The following is a 20,073-nucleotide window of genomic DNA, read 5'->3' as shown; positions in this document are numbered from 1 at the left end:
CATGGAGAGGGAGCCAAAGGAGGATAAGATATGGCTGCAGCGCTTCCGGTGCTTGCCAATGAAGGGGGTCTTTCCCGCTATCTCGACGAAATCCGTCGCTTCCCCATGCTTGAGCCGCATGAGGAATACATGCTCGCCAAGAGCTGGCGCGAGCATGGAGATCGCGAGGCCGCCCATAAGCTCGTGACATCCCACCTGCGTCTCGTCGCCAAGATTGCCATGGGTTACCGTGGCTATGGCCTGCCGATCGGCGAGGTGGTCTCAGAAGGCAATGTCGGCCTCATGCAGGCCGTCAAGCGCTTCGAGCCCGACAAGGGTTTCCGCCTTGCCACATATGCCATGTGGTGGATCAAGGCAGCGATTCAAGAGTACATCCTGCGTTCCTGGTCCCTCGTGAAGATGGGTACCACGGCGAACCAGAAGAAGCTGTTCTTCAATCTGCGCAAGGCCAAGGGCCGCATCTCCGCGCTCGACGAGGGCGACCTGCGCCCCGATCAAGTCAAGCAGATCGCCACCCAGCTCGGCGTGACCGAGCAGGACGTGGTGGACATGAACCGCCGTCTCGGCGGCGACGCTTCCCTGAACGCGCCTTTGCGCGATGAAGGCGAAGGCGGCGGCGAGTGGCAAGACTGGCTGGTCGACAAGAGCGAGAGCCAGGAGCAGATCCTCGTGGAAGAGGAGGAGGGCCAGAATAGGCTGACCGCGCTCCGCACCGCTCTTTCGGTGCTGAACCCGCGTGAGCGGCGCATCTTCGAGGCTCGCCGCCTTGCGGAGGATCCGATCACGCTGGAAGAGCTTTCCACCGAGTTTGGCGTTTCCCGCGAGCGCGTGCGCCAGATCGAAGTGCGCGCCTTCGAGAAGATTCAGGAGGCGGTGAAGAAAAATCTCACCCAGATCGAGAGCACCTCATCGGTCGAAGCCTCGGCCTGATCGATGAGCGCCAAACCATGAAAAAAGCCGCGCAGTGCGCGGCTTTTTGTTGTCGGTTCGCCCCTAGCCTACTGCCACTGACTGAAGGCGTTGTTGAGCACCTGCTCACCGGTGGTGCCCTTCTCGAAGCTCAGGATCGCGCGCTGGCCCGAGGCCATGCGGACCGGAAGGTCGATCCAGTTGCGGCGCACGAAGAGTTCCGTGTTGCGCTCGATATCGCCCTGCAGATTGGACAGGCCGATGAGGAACAGGTTCTCGCGCACGGGAACAGGGAGGCCGGCGACCGGCGTGCCGCGGGCGGCTTCCTCGTTCTTGAACTGCAGCAGGCCCACATCTCGAATCACGCGGCCTGAATCCCCGTTGCGGGTGGTGAAGGTGAGTTCGACCGTGTGCGAGGCAGGCAGCGTGGTATCGAGATTGCGGCGCAACATCATCTTCATGGTCACGCCCGCCTCCGGGATCTCGATATTGGCGGTGACGGCCTTTTCCAGCGCCTGCCCCTGGCCGGGATTCACGTCTTCAAGACGCCAGACCACCCGACCCACGAAGGCTTTCGGCGCCTGCGGATTGGTGGCGTCCTCTTCGTAGAAGACGGCGCGATGGGCCACGCCGATGGCCTGGCCAGCGCCCGGATTGGCGGGAGCCGTCTGGGCCGGGGCGCCGACGCGCTCGTTGATCTTGGAATTGTCGGGGCTTGCCGGAGCCTGGGGCGTTTCGGCCACGGGCGTCTCGGGGATCGGAGCGTCTGAGCGGCTCTGCCACCAGGCCAGTCCCGCGATGACGAGGATCACGACGCCGATGATGGATCCAAGCAGAATCGTGCGTGTCTGCCGGTTGCCCTGCATGGCCGGATGCGGACGGGTGTCGACACGCGGACGAGCCGGCTCCTCGAAGCTCTGGGACACCGGCTCGGGTTCAGGCTCGTCCTGGGAGGGCGCTCTGAGGGCCTGGCCCGAGGAGACCACGTTGCGCAGGCGCTCGGCGGGGGTCTCATAAGGCGTCTCGTGACGCTGATCCTCGGCCAGCATTTCGGCGAAGGCATTGGGATCGAAGCCCGCCGGAGGCGGCGCGTAATCGGCCTCGACCCGCGTGATCGCCTGATCGAGGGAGGCGCATTCCTGCTGGATGGCCTCGTCGGGTAGCGGCGGATTGAGAGAGCGCAATTGAGCGACCAGAGCCGTCCGGGCGCGCTCGTAAACGGCGCGCCGCGCAACGGGATTCTGCTCTGTCAGGCCTTCAACGGCCCGTGCAATGAGAGGGTAATAATCTGCCATTTCCTTGGGAATGACCCGTGGAAGCTCCGGCGTCAACCCTCAAAGGGGTTCTTCATGAGGATTGTGTCGTCACGCTCCGGCGAGGTGGAGAGCACCGCGACCGGCGCGCCGATCAACTCCTCGATACGGCGGACATACTTCACGGCCTGAGCCGGCAGGTCGGCCCAAGAGCGCGCGCCCGCGGTCGATCCGCTCCAACCCTCGAACTCCTCGTAGATCGGCTCGACGCGCGCCTGAGCGCCCTGGCTTGCCGGGAAGTAGTCGATGGTCTGGCCATCGAGCTTGTAGCCGACGCCGATCTTGATGGTCTCGAAGCCGTCGAGGATGTCGAGCTTGGTGAGCGCGATGCCATCGATGCCGGAGGTGCGCACGGTCTGGCGCACGAGGGTCGCATCGAACCATCCACAACGGCGCTTGCGGCCCGTGACCACGCCGAATTCCTTGCCCTTCTGGCCGATCAGCTCGCCGGTCTCGTCGAACAGTTCGGTCGGGAACGGCCCCTCGCCCACGCGGGTGGTATAGGCCTTGGCGATGCCGAGCACGTAGCCCACGGCGCCCGGGCCCATGCCCGAACCGGTCGCAGCCTGTCCCGCCACCGTGTTGGACGAGGTGACGAAGGGATAGGTGCCGTGATCCACATCGAGCAGCGCGCCTTGCGCGCCTTCGAACAGGATGCGCTTGCCGGCGCGGCGTTCTTCGTCGAGCAGACGCCACACGGCATCCATGTAAGGCAGCACCTTCGGAGCGACCGAGGACAGCTCTTCGTAGATTTCCTCGGGCTTGAACTCGGTGAGACCGAAGCCGCGACGCAGCGCGTTGTGGTGCGTGAGGAGACGGTCGATCTTGTCGCGCAGCGACGGGAGATCGGCGAGATCCATGAGGCGGATGGCGCGGCGTCCGGCTTTGTCCTCGTAAGCGGGGCCGATGCCGCGCTTCGTCGTGCCGATCTTCGTGCCGGCGCTGCCGCTTTCGCGCAGCGCATCAAGCTCGCGATGGATGGAGAGGATGAGAGTTGCGTTCTCGGCGACGCGCAGGTTCTCGCGGGAGATCGCGACGCCCTGCTCCGTGAGACGCTCCACTTCCGCCGCAAGCGCATGCGGGTCGAGCACCACGCCGTTGCCGATGACCGAGAGCTTGTTGGGACGCACGACACCGGAGGGCAGCAGCGACAGCTTGTAGACCTTGTCGCCGATCACGAGGGTATGGCCGGCATTGTGCCCGCCCTGGAACCGCACGACCACGTCCGCCTGTTCGGACAGCCAATCGACGATCTTGCCCTTGCCTTCGTCGCCCCACTGGGCGCCCACGACAACCACGTTCGCCATCGCTCAAGCCTCACATGAAAAAACCCCGGCGCAAGGCCAGGGTTTGGTTGGGTAAAAACCTTGCAAACCCTCTTCGTGGATCGCGCGCCTCAGGTCAAGGAGGAATGCGTCTTGTCCCATAAATCGTGTTCCGGACGAATGCTGCTGGATGCATCCCAATCTCGCGCGCTCAAGGGACGGAATGAAGGCAAGTGTGATTGCTCTCGCGGACGCGTCTTTACGGCCCCGCCGTTCGGCAGGTGGCTGTCGGCTAGCGGTGGCCTGGTCCGTCGCCTTCATGAGGGAAGCGCGGGAGGCGATTGGCTTCGCGAACTCGGACGGAGCGCGCGAAAGGGGGTCGGGACGGGAGAACCCGCCCGGGCTCGGAAAGCGCAAAGCCTCCCGCGCGCGGCTTTTCTCGATCCCGGCCTCATCGCTCCGGCGCCATCAGGGACGAACCCTCAGAGACGCTTCACGGCGTGGCTTGGCACGCAGCCCTGGAGTTGACTCCAGTGCTGGCGAGGCTGAGGGAGCGTTGACGCAGCCTGCCCGATATCAAGCTCAGCGCCTCTTCCTCCCCGCTCGGAACCCTGACGACCGACGGGTGCGAGACCGCCAGCGCATCAGAACCGCCTCCGCCTCCACGACCGACGCCTCGGGCGCGTCCCTCGGGAGGAGCGGACCGGGCAACCTTAGCCATGGGAGAGGACTTTTGTCAAGAACAAAAGAAGAACACACCCCACAGGCTGTCATCCCGGACGGCGTGAGCCGAGCCGGGATCGTGAGCCGGATGAGGCGCTGGAATACCTCTCCCGTGCGGGAGAGGTCGGAGCGCAGCTCCGGGTGAGGGCATGACCTCTCAGGGTATGGCATTCCCTCACCCCTGCCCCTCTCCCACCCGGGAGAGGGGATGGTTCCGCTCCATTCTCGTCTTGCGATCCCGGGCTCTGCTGCGCAGCCCCGGGATGACGCGTGTCCGAACCGTGACGGGAAGAGACTTACCCCCGCCCCCTCGCACTCTTCTCCACCTTCACCCGATGCTCGATGAAGTTGCGGATTTCCCGCGTGCGGCAGTTAACATCGAGCACTTCCGCATCGATGCCGTGACGCCAGGCGAGGTCGAAGCGCGAGGGCTCCTTGTCGAGAATCGTGAGATCGTCCGCGTAAGAATGAACCTCTTCCGCCGTACGGCAGAAGCCTTCGCGGATCATCAGCTCCGTACGCATGCGGATGATGACGGCGAGTTCGCCCAGCGAGAATTCCGGGTGGTACTGCACGCCCCAGAAAGTGCCGCCATCCTGGCGGATTTCCGCGGCCTGAACTTCCGAGACCGGATTGGTGGCGATGATCGTCGCGTCTTTGGGAAGCGTTGTCACCATGTCGAGATGGATCGCGGGCGCGTCGTAGACCTCGGGGCGGCCCTCCAGCATGGGATGGCCTCTCCCCGCCTCCGTGCGGCGCAGGCGGCGGGCAAAGCCCACCTCGCGGCCGAGCGGGTTCTTCTGCACATCGCCCTCGGCCGCGACCGCCGCCACCTGCAGGCCCCAGCAGGAGCCGAAGGACGGAGTACGCGAGGCATAGATCGCGCGCATCAGGTCGATCTGGCGCGTGATCTCGGGGCTACGGTCATAGATGTTGAGATGCGAGCCGGTGAGAACGATGCCGTCATAGGATTCGAGCCCGGCCCGATCAGGCAGGTTCGCGCCCTCATCCGTCGGGAAGGCGATGTCGCAGACGGCATCTCGCTCGATGTCGTGAATCACCCCCGCATACGACTCGGAGAGCATTTGTCCATAGGCTGCCCTGTGGGCCTCCCTTGCGCTGCGCGTATTGCCCTCGACTACCAGAAACCGTAAGCCCATCATCGTCACCCGCTTCGTTGACGCTGGTTTATCGAAACCGCGCGTAGCGGCAAGTAGCATGAGGTCTCACCTTCCATGAAAATCCTGCAATCGCTCTGGAAGGGATTATGGGGGCAGGCCTATCTGCTCCTGATCCTCACTACGCTCATGTGGGGCGGCAACGCGATTGCCGGGCGCCTTGCGGTGGGCGAGGTCTCGCCCATGCTGCTCACCGGCATCCGCTGGGCCATCGTCGCCGTGATCCTTGGGCCCCTCGTGGGGCGTCAGGTCGTCGCCGAATGGTCGCAGATCGGATCGCGCTGGCTCTACATCATCCTCATGGGCTCCTCGGGCTTTACCGCCTTCAACGCCCTCTTCTATGCCGCCGCCTATCACACCAGCGCGGTGAACCTCACGATCTTCCAGGGCGCGATTCCGGTGCTCGTGCTGATCGGCACCATCCTGTTCTTCGGCGCGCGGGTGATCCCGCTCCAGATCATCGGCATGGTCGTGACGATCCTCGGCGTGGTGCTGGTATCGGTGAAAGCCGACATCGAAGTGCTGAAGACGCTCGCGCTGAATATCGGCGACGTGTGGATGCTGATCGCCTGCGTGTTCTATGCGGGCTACACTCTGGGGCTGCGTCGCCGTCCGCCGGTGTCGGGCCTCGTCTTCTTCACGGCGCTCGCCGGCGTGGCGTTCCTTTCATCGCTGCCTCTGCTCGCGATGGAATTCGCGCAAGGCGCGGTGCAATGGCCGACGGCAAAAGGCTGGTTGATCCTGCTCTATATCGGCCTGCTGCCGTCGTTGCTCTCGCAGATATTCTTCATCCGCGGCGTCGAGCTGATCGGTCCGGCGCGCGCGGGCCTGTTCGTCAATCTCGTGCCGGTCTTCGGCGCGCTGCTCGCGGTGCTGCTGCTGGGCGAACCTTTCGCATATTATCACGCGTTCGGCCTCTTCCTCGTGCTCGGCGGCATCTGGCTGGCCGAGCGGAAGTAGCCGTTAGGATCAATCCGCGAACACCACCGTCTTGCGACCGTTGAGCAGGATGCGGTCTTCCAGGTGATAGCGCACTGCGCGGGCGAGAACCCGGCGTTCGATGTCGCGCCCTTTTCGCACCAGATCATCTGCGCTGTCGCGATGGGTGATCGGCTCCACGTCCTGCGCGATGATCGGCCCCTCGTCGAGATCGGAGGTCACGTAATGCGCCGTCGCGCCGATGAGCTTCACGCCGCGCGTATGCGCCTGATGATAGGGCTTCGCGCCCTTGAAGCTCGGCAGGAACGAGTGGTGGATGTTGATGCAACGGCCCGAGAGCTTCGCGGCCAGCCCATCCGACAGAACCTGCATGTAGCGCGCAAGCACCACGAGATCGGCCTGCGAGTCGCGAATGATCTCCCAGACACGCGCTTCCTGTTCGAGCTTGGTATCCTTCGTCACCGGCAGGTAGTGAAACGGCACGCTGCCGAGATCCACATGGCTGTAGGCTTCGACTGCATGATTGGCGATCACGCCGACGGGCTCGAAATCGAGTTCGCCGATGCGCCAGCGGTAGAGAAGATCGGCCAAGCAATGGTCGAACTTCGACACCATGAGCATCACCTTGCGGCGCTCATTCTGGCGACGCAGGTTCCATGTCATGCCAAGGCGGTCGGCAAGCGGCGCAAAGCCTTTCTTCAAGGCCCCGAGATCAGCCTCTCCGCTCACGGGATCGAAGACGACACGCATGAAGAAACGATCCGTTTGCGTGTCGTCGTATTGCTGGGCGTCGAGAATATTGAGGCCGCCTTCCGACAAATGCCCCGCCACGGCGGCAACGATGCCGGGACGGTTCGCACAGGCGAGCGTCAGCACGAAGCGTTGTGTCGAGGCATTGGCCATAGCAAGCTCCTCAGAACCGAACCGCGCGAGCGCGCTTGACCTGCGGGATTTCCTCGATCTTGCGCAGGAGTTCATCCGAGACGGGCTCATCCACCGACACGAAGCAGATCGCATCGCCGCCGGGCTTGTCGCGGCCGAGGGCGAAGGTCGCCACATTCACGCCGGACTCGCCGAGCAGCGTGCCGAAACGACCGATGAAGCCGGGCTTGTCGTCGTTGCGCACATAGATCATGTGCGGCGCGAATTCCGCATCGACCATGATGTCGCGGATTTCGACGACGCGCGGCTTGCCGTCCTGGAACACTGTGCCGCCCGCATGGCGCGACATGTCTTCAGCGTCGACGATGATGCGGATGAAGCTCTCGTAATCGCGCGCGGCGCTCTCGCGCTTCACCTCTTCCACCGTGATGCCGCGCTCGCGCGCGACGACGGGGGCCGACACCATGTTGATGTCCTGCAGGAAGGGACGCAGCACGCCGGTCACCGCAGCGGAGGTGAGCGCGCGGGTGTTCATCTCGGCGACTGCGCCCTCGTACTCGATACGGATGCCCTTGATCGAGGCTTCCGTGAGCTGACCGAGGAACGAGCCGAGCTTGTCGGCAAGCGCCACGAAGGGACGAAGGCGAGGCGCTTCTTCCGCCGTGATCGAGGGAAAGTTCACCGCGTTCTGAATCGCGCCCTGGAGCAGGTAGTCCGACATCTGCTCAGCCACCTGCAAAGCCACGTTCTCCTGCGCTTCCGTGGTGGCAGCGCCGAGATGAGGCGTGCAGACCACGTTGGGGTGATTGAAGAGCGGGTTCGACGTCGCAGGCTCCTCGACGAATACGTCGAAGGCGGCACCCGCCACATGGCCGGAATCGAGGGCTGCGCGGAGTGCCACTTCATCGACAAGGCCGCCACGAGCGCAGTTGATGATGCGCACGCCCTTCTTGGTCTTGGCGATGTTTTCTGCAGAGAGAACGTTCTTCGTCTTCTCCGTCATCGGCACGTGCAGCGTGATGATGTCGGCGCGGCGCAGCAGCTCATCGAGCTCCACCTTTTCGACGCCGATCTCGAGCGCGCGCTCCGGCGACAGGAACGGATCGTAGGCGATCACCTTCATGCGCAGGCCGATGCCGCGATCGGCGACGATGGAGCCGATATTGCCGCAGCCGATGACGCCGAGAACCTTGCCGGTGAGTTCCACGCCCATGAAGCGGTTCTTCTCCCACTTGCCGGCCTGCGTGGACGCATCGGCCTGCGGGATCTGGCGCGCGAGCGCGAACATCATCGCAATGGCATGTTCAGCCGTGGTGATGGAATTGCCGAAGGGCGTGTTCATGACAATGATGCCCTTCGCCGTGGCGGCGGGAATCTCGACATTGTCGACGCCGATGCCGGCGCGGCCGATCACCTTCAGGTTCGTCGCCTGTTCGAGAATCTTCGCCGTCACCTTGGTGGCGGAGCGAATGGCGAGACCATCGTAATTGCCGATGATGGCGGCAAGCTTGTCCTTGTCCTTGCCGAGGTCCGGCTGGAAATCCACCTCGATGCCGCGATCTTTGAAGATCTGCACGGCGGCGGGAGACAAAGCGTCGGAAATGAGAACGCGGGGAGCGGGCATGGTGCACCTGTTGTTTGCCGCCGTCTCATCCTCCCCTTGAGGGGGAGGGTCGGCTCGAAGAGCCGGGGTGGGGTGAGCGGCGCAGTCGATTTGATTTAGCTGTGCGTTTTGTCCGAGGGCGACGATGACGGGCGGCGCTGCCACCCCGCCCCGCCGCCCTACGGGCGTCGACCCTCCCCCTCAAGGGGAGGATGAAGAAAGATCAAGCCGCTTTCGCGAGCTTCGCCTTTTCCTGCGCGAAGGCCCAGTCGAGCCAGGGCGTCAGGGCTTCGAGATCGGATTGCTCCACCGTCGCGCCGCACCAGATGCGAAGGCCGGGAGGCGCATCGCGATAGGCGCCGATGTCGAGGGCCACACCCTCCTTGTCGAGCGCGGCGGTGATGCCCTTGGCGACCTGCGCAACAGCCTCGGGGCCTTTCGCGACGACTTCCGGATCGGCGATGACGAGGCACACGCTGGTGTTGGAAGCGGTGGCAGGCACCTTCGCGAGATTGGCGATCCACGGTGTCTTGGCAACCCAGTCGAGGATGACCTTCGCGTTGGCATCGGCTTTCGCGACGAGCGCGTTCAATCCGCCGATGGACTTCGCCCATTCGAGCGCGTCGATATAATCCTCGACCGCGAGCATGGAGGGCGTGTTGATGGTCTCGCCCTCGAAGATGCCTTCGATCAACTTGCCGCCCTTGGTCATGCGGAAGATCTTCGGCAGCGGCCATGCGGGCTTATACGTTTCCAAACGCTCCACCGCGCGCGGCGAGAGAATGAGCATGCCATGAGCAGCCTCACCGCCCAAAACCTTCTGCCAGGAGAAGGTGACCACATCGAGCTTCGAAAAGTCGAGCTTCTGCGCGAAGGCGGCGGAAGTCGCATCGCAGATGGTCAAGCCTTCACGGTCGGCGGCGATCCAATCCGCATTCGGCACGCGCACGCCGGAGGTGGTGCCGTTCCAGGTGAAGACCACGTCGCGGTTCTTGGTGTCGACCTGCGACAGATCGGGCAGCTCGCCGTAAGGCGCGTTGATCACGCGCGCATCGCTGAGCTTGAGTTGCTTGACCACATCCGTCACCCAGCCTTCGCCGAAGCTTTCCCAGGCCAGCATGTCGACGGCGCGCGCGCCCAGCATCGACCACAGCACCATCTCGACGGCGCCCGTGTCAGAGGCGGGCACGATGCCGATGCGGTAATCGGCTGGCACGTCCAGCACCTCGCGGGTGAGGTCGATGGCGAGCTTCAGGCGCGATTTGCCGAGCTTGGCGCGATGCGAGCGGCCAAGAGAATCGGTTTTCAGGTTTTGCAGAGACCATCCGGGGCGCTTCGCGCAGGGGCCGGACGAAAAGAAAGGCGCGCGCGGACGCGCGGCGGGCAGGTCTGTCATTGTATCCATCCTTACAGATGGGCGCCTCTCGGTGGGGAGAGGTGTCCCGCCGACCGGTATGACGGAAGCAGGCCCCACGGTCAAGGCGGATGCCGCAAGGGAATATGCTCAAGAAAGCGTCAGATTACGAAATCGTAATTCAAAAGCCTGCTTTTGCTGCGTTATAGTCATAGTGCCTGACCTATGATGTGTTAGGCCAATCAGATAATCCGGTTGAAAGAAGACTTCCGAGATCTCAAGGAGCGAGCATGCGTTTGTCCGGTCAACTCGCCGTCGTGGCCTTGCTGGGGGCAGCAGGGCTTGGCGGGTGGTATGCGTATCAGAGCAGCGGTGAGCCTGCCACGCAGCAGCAGGGCGCTCCCGGCGGACAGCGCGGCGGCCGGGGCGGTCCCTCGGCCCCCGCCACGGTCGAGGTCGATACGGTCAAGACCGGACGGATCGTGGAAACTCGCGAATCCGTGGGCACGATCCGCGCTTTCGAATCCATCACCGTGACCGCCAAGGTAGCGGGCGTGATCGACAAGATCGGTTTCGAGGAAGGACAGCAGGTGAAGGCCGGCGATGTGCTGGTGCAGCTCGACGCCGCCGAGCGCCAGGCGGATATCGACCAGGCCATCGCCGAGGCCAGCCGCGCGGTCGCGCTCAAGAACGAAATCGCCATCAAGCTCGAGCGCGCCCAGGCTCTGAACCGCACGGGCGCGGGCACCAGCGCGCAGGTGGAAGATCTCACGGCGCAGATGAAATCCCTCGAAGGAGCGATGGCTTCGGCCCAGGCGCAGCGCAAGGCCGCGGAAGCGCGGCTGGAGGATCTGACGATCCGCGCGCCCTTCAATGGCCGCGTCGGCACGCGCACCGTCTCGCTCGGCGCCTATATCGCCCCCGGCACGCGCATCACCTCTCTCGATGACCTCTCCAAGGTGCGCCTCGACTTCGCCGTACCGGAGAATCTTCTGGGCCGCCTTCAACCCGGCCAGACGGTGAACGCCATTTCCGCCGCCTACAAGAACCGCATCTTCAAGGGCAAGGTTTCCACCATCGATCCCCGCGTGGAGCAGACCACCCGCACCGCGCGCCTGACGGCCGAGTTCGAGAATCCCGACGAGGCCTTGAAGCCCGGCATGTTCCTGTCCGTCGCGCTCGAAGTTTCCACCAAGGACGATGCTGTCGTGGTGCCCGAGGAAGCCATCGTGAGCGAGGGCCTACGCCACATCGTTTATCCGGTGAAAGACAACAAGGTGGAGCGCCGCGTCATCACCATCGGCCAGCGCCAGGGCGGCAAGGTCGAGGTGGTGGAAGGCCTGAAGGCCGGCGAGACCATCGTTGTGCTCGGCGTGCAGCGCGTGCGCCCCGGTGCGGAAGTGATCGCCCGCCCGCTCGGGTCGAGCACGCGTGAGCCGCAAAACACACCGGCGGCAAACCGCCAGCAGCCCTCGCGCAGCACGCTGAATGCGCCGAATGCCATCGGCACCGCGCAAGCCGCAGAAGCGAAGTAATCCTTCTCCCGCTCCGGCGGGAGAACTTTTGTCAAACGTTGGCCTCAAGAGCTTAAATCGCCATGCAGGTTTCCGACCTCTTCATCCGCCGTCCCGTCTTTGCTGTCGTGGTCAGCCTGCTGCTGATCGTGGGCGGCCTTGCCGCGCTCATGAACCTGCCGGTTCGCGAATATCCGCAGGTCGACCGCCCGGTCGTCTCGATCTCCACCGTCTATCGCGGCGCGTCGAACGAAGTGATCGAGAGCCGCGTGACGGAGGTCATCGAAGGCGCCATCGCAGGCATCGAGGGCATCCGCCAAATCACGTCGCAGAGCCAGAACGATCGCTCGTCGGTGTCGATCGAGTTCGAAGTCTCCCGCGATCCGGAAGCCGCAACCTCCGACGTGCGCGACGCCATCTCCCGCGTCACCGGACGCCTGCCTGACGGCGCGGACACGCCAGTGGTGCGTAAAGTGGATGCGAATGCCTCGGCCATCCTGTGGGTGGGCGTGACCTCCACCACGCTCGACGCGCTCGAACTCAGCGACTTCCTCAAGCGCGTTTATGTGGACCGCCTTTCCACAGTGCCGGGCGTCGCCAACGTCAATCTGAGCGGCGAGCGCCGCTATGCCATGCGCATCTGGGTCGACCGCCCGGCGCTGGCCGCGCGCGGCCTCACGGTGCAGGATTTGGAAACCGCCATCAAGCGTCAGAACGTGGAGTTGCCCGGCGGACGCATCGAATCCAGCCAGCGCGAATTCACCGTCAAGACGGATTCCCGCCTCGCCACGCCCGAACAATTCCAGCAGGTGATCGTCACCAACAAGAACGGCTATCTCGTCCGTCTCGGAGAGGTGGCGCAGGTCGAAATCGGCCCGGAGGACACGCGCTTCGAGTTCTATCAGTCGGGCGAGACCGCCATCGGCATGGGCGTCGTGCGTCAGTCCACCGCCAACACGCTCTCCGTCGTCGAAGGCGTGCGCAAGGAATTGGAGGAACTGAAGAGCTCCCTGCCGCCGGGCACAACGGCGGAAGTCGCTTATGACGAAAGCCAGTTCATCAGCGCATCCATCAACGGCGTGCTCAAGACGCTTCTGGAAGGCGTGGCGCTTGTGATCGTGGTGATCCTTGTCTTCCTGCGCGACTGGCGCTCCACCATTGTCGCCATGGTGGCGATCCCGGTTTCGATCATCGCCGCCTTCATGGTCATGTCGTTCTTCGGCGCATCCATCAACGTGCTGACATTGCTCGCCATCGTGCTCGCCATCGGCATCGTCGTGGACGACGCGATCGTGGAGATCGAGAACGTGCACCGCCGCATCGAGGAAGGACAGCCGCCGCTGCTCGCCTCCTTCGACGGCGCGCGCGAGATCGGTTTCGCGGTGATCGCGACGACGGCCACGCTCATGGCCGTGTTCGTGCCGCTCGCCTTCATGACCGGCAATACCGGCAAGCTCTTCCGCGAGTTCGGCATCACGCTCGCCGCCGCCATCTTCTTCTCAGGTGTCGTGGCGCGCACGCTGACGCCGATGATGTGCTCCAAGCTGATGGTGCCGGCCCATGGCCGCATCCAGCGCATGACCGAGCCGCTCTTCGAGAAGATGAACAACAGCTATCGCTGGCTGCTCTCGCGCGCCCTGCGCATCCCGGTGGTCATTCTCTCCGCCGGCTTCCTGGTGTCGCTGTCGGCCTACGCTCTGTTCCAGGCCCTGCCGAAGGAGTTCGCTCCGACGGAAGATCGCGGCGCGATCATCGTGCGCCTTCAGGCGCCGGAAGGCGCCAGCCTCGACTATACCCGCGACCGGGTGAAGGAGGTCGAGAAGGCTCTTCTGCCATTGCAGGAACAGGGCGTCGTCGCCTCCATGCTGAGTCAGGTCGCACCGGGCTTCGCCCGCCCCTCCCCTGTCAATGAAGGCATCGTGATCGTGCGTCTCGTTCCCTGGGAAGAACGGACGCAGAGCCAGCAGGACATCGTGCGTCAGATGACGCCGAAGGTGTCGGCCTTCCCCGGCGCGCGCGCCTCGGTGGTCAATCCACCGGCCTTCGGCGGCGCAGGCGGCTTCGGCCAGCCGATCCAGTTCGTGCTTGGCGGTCCCGATTACGAGACGATCCGCGGCTGGCGCGACATCGTCATGCAGAAAGCTCAGGAGACGGGCAAGTTCGTCAACATGGACTCGAACTACCGCGAGTCCCAGCCCGATATCCGCGTGCAGATCGATCGCCAGCGTGCCGCCGATCTCGGCGTCTCGATTCAGGATATCGGCAATACCCTGCAGCTGATGTTCGGCGAGACGGAAATCTCGACCTTCGTCAGCCGTGGCGACGAATATCCGGTGATCATGCGCGGCCGCGCGCAGGACCGCGCATCGCCGAGCGATCTCACCAACACCTTCGTGCGCGCCGCCAACGGCGAACTCGTTCCCCTCTCCTCCTTCATCACCCTGACTGAATCGGCAGCGCCCCAGGCACTGAACCGGTTCGACCGCCTCCGCTCGATCACGATCCAATCCGGCCTCGCGCCTGGCGTGTCCATCGGCGAAGGCCTGGAGATCCTGCAGGAGATCGTGCGCGACAACCTGCCTGCGGAAGTGCGCATCGGTTACAACGGACAATCCAAGGACTTCCTCGACTCCACCGGCGCGATCTACGTGACCTTCGCCATGGCGCTGCTCGTAGTGTTCCTGGTGCTGGCCGCGCAGTTCGAAAGCTGGATCAATCCGTTCATCATCATGCTCACCGTGCCGCTCGCGGTGACGGGCGGATTGCTCGCCTTGTTCGTGACGGGGCAGACGCTCAACATCTACAGCCAGATCGGCATGATCCTGCTCATCGGCCTGATGACGAAGAACGGCATCCTGATCGTCGAGTTCTCGAACCAGCTGCGCGAGCGCGGATATTCGGTGCATGACGCGGTTCTCGAAGCATCCGTGCTGCGCCTGCGTCCGATCCTGATGACCTCCATCGCCATGATCGGCGGCGCGATCCCGCTCGCCTGGTCCACCGGCGCCGGAGCGGAAGCGCGCAATGCCATCGGGTCGGTGATCGTGGGCGGCGTCACCGTCTCGACCATCCTCACCATGCTGGTGGTGCCGTCGATCTACCTGCTCCTCGGCGGCTACACCAAGCCTGCCACCTATGTGGGCGAGCTGCTCGACAAACTGCGCGCGCAGACGGGCCAGCGTCCGCACGGCGAAGACATCCACCCGCGCCCAACCACACATCCGGCGGAGTAAGCGGGAAACATCAAAAACAAAAAAGCCCCGGCATTTCGCCGGGGCTTTTTTATTGATGCATCATCGCTGGGTAATCGGTACTAGGCGGCTCTCTTCCGATAATCGTCTGCCGCCATTGCGATGCGGGCACGATCTGTCGGAACGACATCGCCGGGAAGCTCATCCACATCGATGAGCTGGGTGAGATCAGCAGTATCGCTCATCTCGACCCAATGAATGAGGGAAATTTCTCTCCCGCGTACGATTAGGTCGTACACTCGGTCGACGAAGACAGGATCGCCCTTGATCGGTATTCCAGGAAATTCGCTGATTGCGAGACGATGATAGACTGCCGACAAGCTTTCATCGCTCGCGCGGATGACGGTTCCTGGCGCGTTCAGCATCGACGGATAGTACAAATCGTCAGCGCCGCGTCTGGGCAGGAATGTCAGGATTTTGCCGTCTCTGCGCAACAGAGGGACAACCACGTAGGTTGTCGTCACCATGAGTCTGGCGATGGCATGAAAGACGTCACGCGGCAGCAGGCCGGGCGTGAGCTGGTTCAAGAGCCGGCAGAGTTCGTCGTGATCGCTGCCGGCACTCATTCTTTCAATTCCGCCTTATTGGAACGCGTAGCGCACGCCGAAGCGCACTTCGTGCGTACCGACGGATTCCACATCCGCGCCAGCGCCGTCGGCATAGCCGCGCGTCTTCACGTCGCCCAGGCTCAGGTAACGATAGCCGAGATCGAGGGTGAAGCTGTTGGAGAGCTTGTAGCCGACGCCAGCCATGAGGGCCCAGGCGAAGTTGTAATCGTCGCCGCCCGCCAGACGCTCCTGCGTGATGACGCCGAGCGCATCGGTCGTGCGCGTGTAGTCGCTGATGATATTATGCGCGACGCCGATGCCGGCGCCCACATAAGGCGTGATGCCGCGATAGGTGCCGAGATCGGCATAAGTATTGAACATCGCGGTCGATGTTTCGAAGCGAGCACGATCGGACACCGAGCCCGTCGCGAAGCCGCCATCAGCCGGTAGGCCCTTGAAGCGCGAATGGAAGCGGTGATCCACGGTCACGTCCGCGCGGAACATCGGGCTGAAGCGATAACCGATACCGACGCCCACCACTGCGTTGTCGCCGATATGCTCACGGGACATGCTGCCTGAAATCAGGCCAGACGTATAATCGGCTTCCGGGCGCTTGTAATGGGCGTAACCCACATCGCCGCGCAGATACCAGCTGTCACGGGTGTCGACGAGAACGGGAGCGGCGGGCATGAACAGCCTGCGCGGCAGATCGGCGGCGGAGGCAGCGGAGGCGGTTATGCCGATCACGCCGGCCAGAACCGTGGTCTTGATGAAACTCATGGTACTCTTCTTCACTCGACAAGCACATGCCGCAAAGATCTTCTACGGCTCTGTTAGAGTGTAGCCTTCAGCCATGAAGAGATCGTTAATCTTAATTCTTAGCCTTGTTTCGCATGGTGCAAGGCAGTCGCCATCAAGACTTGCGGCAATTGTCAGGCAAAAAGAAAGGGCATGGAGACGGCTCCATGCCCTTCATTATTCGCATTGCGATGATCGCTTAGGCGGCGACCTGGGAGGCAGCCCGCGTCACGGCATCGACCACATCGTCCACCACCAGGTTGACGAGATCGGCATTGTCGCCTTCCGCCATCACGCGGATCACCGGCTCCGTGCCGGAGGGGCGGATGACGAGACGGCCTGATGTGCCGAGGCGCTCGCTGCCTGCTTCGATGGCCTTGATCACGGAAGCGTCCTGCAGGGGCTTGCCGGACTTGTAGCGCACATTCTTGAGAACCTGCGGCAGCGGCTCGAAGCAATGGCAGACTTCCGACACGGTCTTGCCCATGCTCTTGACCACCGCGAGCAGCTGCAGCGCCGCCACCAAACCGTCGCCGGTCGTGGTGTAGTCGGACATGATGATGTGGCCGGATTGCTCGCCGCCGAGATTGTAGCCATGCGCGCGCATGTGCTCGAGCACGTAGCGGTCGCCCACGGCGGTGCGCACGAGGCCGAGGCCGAGGCCGTTGAGATAGCGTTCGAGGCCGAGATTGGACATGATCGTCGCGACGATGCCCGGCTGCGAGAGACGTCCATCCTCCTGCCAGGAGCGTGCGACGACGCCCATGAGCTGGTCGCCGTCGACCTTCTGGCCCTTCTCGTCCACGATCAGCACGCGGTCCGCGTCACCGTCGAGCGCGATGCCCACATCAGCGCGCAGCTCGCGCACCTTGTGGATCAGCGCGTCGGGAGCGGTGGAGCCGACCTCGTGGTTGATGTTGAAGCCGTTGGGCTCCACGCCGATGCTCACCACCTCCGCGCCGAGCTCCCAGAGAGCCTCGGGCGCGACCTTGTAGCCCGCGCCGTTGGCGCAATCGAGCACGACGCGCATGCCTTCCAGATCGATCTGGCGCGGCATGGTGCGCTTGGCGAATTCGATATAGCGGGCCTGGACGCTCTCGATGCGCTTGGCGCGACCGAGTTCGGCGGAGCCTGCAAGGCGCGTCGTCAGCTCCGAGTCGATCAGCGCCTCGATCTGCTTCTCCACCTCGTCGTTGAGCTTGAACCCGTCGGGGCCGAACAGCTTGATGCCATTGTCCTCGTAAGGATTGTGCGAGGCGGAGATCATGACGCCGAGATCGCAGCGCATGGAGCGCGTGAGCATGGCCACCGCCGGTGTCGGCATGGGGCCGAGCAGCAGCACGTCCATGCCCACAGAGGTGAAGCCGGCCACCAGCGCGTTCTCGATCATGTAGCCCGAGAGGCGCGTGTCCTTGCCGATCACGACCCGGTGGCGGTAATCGCCCTGCCTGAACATGAGGCCTGCCGCCTGACCGACCCGCAGGGCCAGATCCGGCGTGATGATGCCGTTGGCCCGTCCCCGGATGCCGTCGGTCCCAAAGTATTTACGCATGGGTTTCAACTCCCCGCTCCGCTGCGCCACTGCGCGTTTTGCCTTTTTCAAAGCAACCCCCTTACTCCGGGTCAAGTCTTCGCCCTGATCAGGCTCATCACTTGTGATGAGCAATTGTTACAAGCAGAGACAATCGTCTTATCGGATGGAAAGTAGAGGGCTTAGGTAAACAAAAAAGAACGCTCGCTGGAAGCGAGCGTTCTGGGTCATTCGCGAGTGCTTTATATCAAGCCTGCGGCTGGGGCTCCATCCCCCCGTCGCTCTCCCGGGGCCGCCCGGGGCGGGTGGTCGGGACGGCGGAGCCGCGGGTCGGGTTCACCGGATCGCCGCCGGCATCGCGCACCGGGGGCTGGCCGTCGAGGAGATTGCGGATCTCGTCGCCCGTCAGGGTCTCGTATTCCAGCAGGCCGCGAGCCAGAGCCTCAAGCTCGTTCGCCTTCTCCGTGAGGATGCGGCGGGCATCGTTGAGGCCCGTCTCCACGAGGCGACGCACTTCCGAGTCGATCTTCTGGGCGGTCGCCTCGGAGACGTTCTGCTGGCGGCCCATCTGCATGCCGAGGAACACTTCGTCCTGGTTCTCGCCGTAAGCCACGGTGCCGAGTTCGGGCGAGAAGCCCCACTTGGTCACCATCATGCGGGCAAGGCGCGTGGCCTGCTCGATGTCGGATTGGGCGCCGGAGGTCACCTTCTCCTTGCCGAAGATCATCTCTTCCGCGATGCGCCCGCCCATCATGATGGCAAGACGCGAGGTCATCTGCTCGAAGCTCATGGACAGCTTGTCCCGCTCAGGGAGCTGCATGACCATGCCGAGCGCACGGCCGCGCGGAATGATGGTGGCCTTGTGCACCGGATCGGTGGCCGGAACGTTGAGGGCGACGACCGCATGACCGGCCTCGTGATAGGCAGTCAGGCGCTTCTCGTCGTCGGTCATGACGAGGGTGCGGCGCTCCGCGCCCATCATGACCTTGTCCTTCGCATCCTCGAATTCGCGCATCGTGACGATGCGCTTGCCGCGACGGGCCGCGAGCAACGCCGCCTCGTTGACGAGGTTCATGAGGTCCGCGCCGGAGAAGCCGGGTGTACCGCGAGCGATCACCTTCAGGTCCACATCGGGAGCGAGCGGAACCTTGCGCACATGAACGCGCAGGATCTTCTCACGGCCGGTGACATCCGGATTCGGCACCACGATCTGACGGTCGAAGCGGCCCGGACGCAGCAACGCCGGATCGAGAACGTCGGGACGGTTGGTCGCCGCGATGATGATGATGCCCTCGTTGGCCTCGAAGCCGTCCATCTCCACGAGGAGCTGGTTGAGGGTCTGCTCGCGCTCGTCGTTGCCGCCGCCGAGACCGGCGCCGCGATGACGGCCGACCGCGTCGATTTCGTCGATGAAGATGATGCACGGAGCATTCTTCTTTGCCTGCTCGAACATGTCGCGGACACGCGATGCGCCCACGCCGACGAACATCTCGACGAAGTCAGAACCGGAAATGGTGAAGAACGGCACGTTGGCTTCGCCTGCCACCGCGCGGGCGGTCAGCGTCTTACCGGTACCGGGAGGACCGACGAGCAGCACGCCGCGCGGAATGCGTCCGCCGAGGCGCTGGAACTTCTGCGGATCGCGCAGGAATTCCACGACTTCCTGCAGGTCTTCCTTGGCTTCGTCGATGCCGGCGACGTCATCAAACGTGACGCGGCCATGAGCCTCAGTGAGCAATTTCGCCTTCGACTTGCCGAACCCCATGGCGCGGCCCGCGCCGTTCTGCATCTGGCGCGACAGGAACACCCAGGCGCCGATGAACAGCGCGATGGGCAGAATGTTCATGAGCACCGCGATGAACCACGGGGTCGAGTCGGATTGCGGACGAGCCGTGATCTGCACGCCCTTCTGCTGCAGCTTCGTGACCAGGGCCGGATCGTTCGGCGCATAGGTCGAGAAGTTCTGGCCGTCAGTATAGGTGCCGCTGATTTCCGGTCCCGAGATGATGACGCTCGTGATGCGTCCCGCATCGGCGTCGTTCAGGAGCTGGCTATAGGCGATATCTCTGCCGCCGCCGCGCTGGCCCGGGCTCTGGAAAAGAGTCACGAGCGCCAGCACCAGGAGGAAAATGACAACCCACAAGGCGAAGTTGCGGAAATTTGAATTCATTGGATCAGGTTCTGCCCCAGAGGGAGATGAAACACAGGGAAAACAAGGAAATCCCCCCATGCGGTTAAACTCAATGTAGGCACACCCTTTCCCCT

At 63.6% G+C, this 20,073-nt stretch carries 14 protein-coding genes; 4 read left to right on the top strand and 10 right to left on the bottom strand.

What is annotated here, in order from left to right:
* The first annotated feature begins 30 nt into the window (after positions 1-30).
* Complete coding sequence (gene rpoH / locus MJ639_RS15860) at positions 31-930, top strand: RNA polymerase sigma factor RpoH (RefSeq protein WP_243374852.1); 900 nt, start codon at positions 31-33, stop codon at positions 928-930.
* A 68-nt stretch (positions 931-998) separates the two neighbouring features.
* Here the strand turns inward: rpoH and MJ639_RS15855 are convergent, their stop codons facing one another.
* The 3 genes from MJ639_RS15855 to MJ639_RS15845 form a co-directional block, all read right to left on the bottom strand.
* Positions 999-2,204 (bottom strand): histidine kinase, encoded by a 1,206-nt coding sequence (locus MJ639_RS15855; RefSeq protein WP_243374851.1) that lies wholly within the window; start codon positions 2,202-2,204, stop codon positions 999-1,001.
* Between the two features lie 32 nt (positions 2,205-2,236).
* Positions 2,237-3,529 carry an adenylosuccinate synthase gene (locus tag MJ639_RS15850; protein ID WP_243374850.1) on the bottom strand — a complete coding sequence of 431 codons (1,293 nt, stop codon included), beginning with the start codon at positions 3,527-3,529 and terminating at the stop codon, positions 2,237-2,239.
* Between the two features lie 977 nt (positions 3,530-4,506).
* The gene (locus MJ639_RS15845) at positions 4,507-5,430 is read right to left on the bottom strand and encodes a type 1 glutamine amidotransferase (RefSeq protein WP_341482674.1); all 924 of its coding nucleotides are present in this window, start codon (positions 5,428-5,430) and stop codon (positions 4,507-4,509) included.
* Between the two features lie 15 nt (positions 5,431-5,445).
* On the opposite strand from MJ639_RS15845, the gene MJ639_RS15840 reads away from it, so the two are divergent.
* Complete coding sequence (locus MJ639_RS15840; RefSeq protein ID WP_243374849.1) at positions 5,446-6,348, top strand: DMT family transporter; 903 nt, start codon at positions 5,446-5,448, stop codon at positions 6,346-6,348.
* A 9-nt stretch (positions 6,349-6,357) separates the two neighbouring features.
* Here MJ639_RS15840 and purU read toward each other — a convergent pair whose 3' ends face one another.
* From purU to MJ639_RS15825, 3 genes are all read right to left on the bottom strand, one after another.
* Positions 6,358-7,230 (bottom strand): formyltetrahydrofolate deformylase, encoded by an 873-nt coding sequence (gene purU / locus MJ639_RS15835; RefSeq protein WP_243374848.1) that lies wholly within the window; start codon positions 7,228-7,230, stop codon positions 6,358-6,360.
* 10 nt (positions 7,231-7,240) lie between these two features.
* Complete coding sequence (gene serA / locus MJ639_RS15830) at positions 7,241-8,833, bottom strand: phosphoglycerate dehydrogenase (RefSeq protein WP_243374847.1); 1,593 nt, start codon at positions 8,831-8,833, stop codon at positions 7,241-7,243.
* Between the two features lie 202 nt (positions 8,834-9,035).
* Complete coding sequence (locus MJ639_RS15825; protein WP_243374846.1) at positions 9,036-10,208, bottom strand: phosphoserine transaminase; 1,173 nt, start codon at positions 10,206-10,208, stop codon at positions 9,036-9,038.
* A gap of 248 nt (positions 10,209-10,456) precedes the next feature.
* On the opposite strand from MJ639_RS15825, the gene MJ639_RS15820 reads away from it, so the two are divergent.
* Together MJ639_RS15820 and MJ639_RS15815 are read left to right on the top strand one after the other, a co-directional pair.
* Positions 10,457-11,701, top strand: coding sequence for an efflux RND transporter periplasmic adaptor subunit (locus MJ639_RS15820; RefSeq protein ID WP_243374837.1), 1,245 nt, complete (start codon positions 10,457-10,459; stop codon positions 11,699-11,701).
* Between the two features lie 62 nt (positions 11,702-11,763).
* A complete protein-coding gene (locus MJ639_RS15815) occupies positions 11,764-14,913 on the top strand; it encodes an efflux RND transporter permease subunit (protein WP_243374835.1) in 3,150 nt (1,049 codons plus the stop codon).
* A gap of 80 nt (positions 14,914-14,993) precedes the next feature.
* On the opposite strand, the gene MJ639_RS15810 is transcribed toward MJ639_RS15815, so the two are convergent.
* The 4 genes from MJ639_RS15810 to ftsH form a co-directional block, all read right to left on the bottom strand.
* Complete coding sequence (locus tag MJ639_RS15810) at positions 14,994-15,497, bottom strand: hypothetical protein (protein WP_243374833.1); 504 nt, start codon at positions 15,495-15,497, stop codon at positions 14,994-14,996.
* Between the two features lie 15 nt (positions 15,498-15,512).
* Positions 15,513-16,259 (bottom strand): outer membrane protein, encoded by a 747-nt coding sequence (locus tag MJ639_RS15805; RefSeq protein ID WP_243374830.1) that lies wholly within the window; start codon positions 16,257-16,259, stop codon positions 15,513-15,515.
* Between the two features lie 217 nt (positions 16,260-16,476).
* Positions 16,477-17,829, bottom strand: a complete 1,353-nt coding sequence (gene glmM / locus MJ639_RS15800) for a phosphoglucosamine mutase (protein WP_243374828.1) — start codon at positions 17,827-17,829, stop codon at positions 16,477-16,479.
* Between the two features lie 226 nt (positions 17,830-18,055).
* Positions 18,056-19,978: an ATP-dependent zinc metalloprotease FtsH gene (gene ftsH / locus MJ639_RS15795; RefSeq protein WP_243374826.1), complete on the bottom strand. Its 1,923-nt coding sequence runs from the start codon at positions 19,976-19,978 to the stop codon at positions 18,056-18,058.
* Between the last annotated feature and the right edge of the window lie 95 nt (positions 19,979-20,073).

This window comes from Microvirga solisilvae, from assembly GCF_022808595.1.
Taxonomy (GTDB): domain Bacteria; phylum Pseudomonadota; class Alphaproteobacteria; order Rhizobiales; family Beijerinckiaceae; genus Microvirga; species Microvirga solisilvae.
The sequence above is the reverse complement of the archived record's forward strand: the minus strand, read 5'-3'. Positions and strand labels throughout refer to the sequence as shown.

Coding starts and splice junctions, on each gene's coding strand:
- rpoH (WP_243374852.1), top strand. CDS start 31: ATGGCTGCAGCGCTTCCGGTGCTTGCCAATGAAGGGGGTCTTTCCCGC.
- MJ639_RS15855 (WP_243374851.1), bottom strand. CDS start 2,204: ATGGCAGATTATTACCCTCTCATTGCACGGGCCGTTGAAGGCCTGACA.
- MJ639_RS15850 (WP_243374850.1), bottom strand. CDS start 3,529: ATGGCGAACGTGGTTGTCGTGGGCGCCCAGTGGGGCGACGAAGGCAAG.
- MJ639_RS15845 (WP_341482674.1), bottom strand. CDS start 5,430: ATGCTACTTGCCGCTACGCGCGGTTTCGATAAACCAGCGTCAACGAAG.
- MJ639_RS15840 (WP_243374849.1), top strand. CDS start 5,446: ATGAAAATCCTGCAATCGCTCTGGAAGGGATTATGGGGGCAGGCCTAT.
- purU (WP_243374848.1), bottom strand. CDS start 7,230: ATGGCCAATGCCTCGACACAACGCTTCGTGCTGACGCTCGCCTGTGCG.
- serA (WP_243374847.1), bottom strand. CDS start 8,833: ATGCCCGCTCCCCGCGTTCTCATTTCCGACGCTTTGTCTCCCGCCGCC.
- MJ639_RS15825 (WP_243374846.1), bottom strand. CDS start 10,208: ATGACAGACCTGCCCGCCGCGCGTCCGCGCGCGCCTTTCTTTTCGTCC.
- MJ639_RS15820 (WP_243374837.1), top strand. CDS start 10,457: ATGCGTTTGTCCGGTCAACTCGCCGTCGTGGCCTTGCTGGGGGCAGCA.
- MJ639_RS15815 (WP_243374835.1), top strand. CDS start 11,764: ATGCAGGTTTCCGACCTCTTCATCCGCCGTCCCGTCTTTGCTGTCGTG.
- MJ639_RS15810 (WP_243374833.1), bottom strand. CDS start 15,497: ATGAGTGCCGGCAGCGATCACGACGAACTCTGCCGGCTCTTGAACCAG.
- MJ639_RS15805 (WP_243374830.1), bottom strand. CDS start 16,259: ATGAGTTTCATCAAGACCACGGTTCTGGCCGGCGTGATCGGCATAACC.
- glmM (WP_243374828.1), bottom strand. CDS start 17,829: ATGCGTAAATACTTTGGGACCGACGGCATCCGGGGACGGGCCAACGGC.
- ftsH (WP_243374826.1), bottom strand. CDS start 19,978: ATGAATTCAAATTTCCGCAACTTCGCCTTGTGGGTTGTCATTTTCCTC.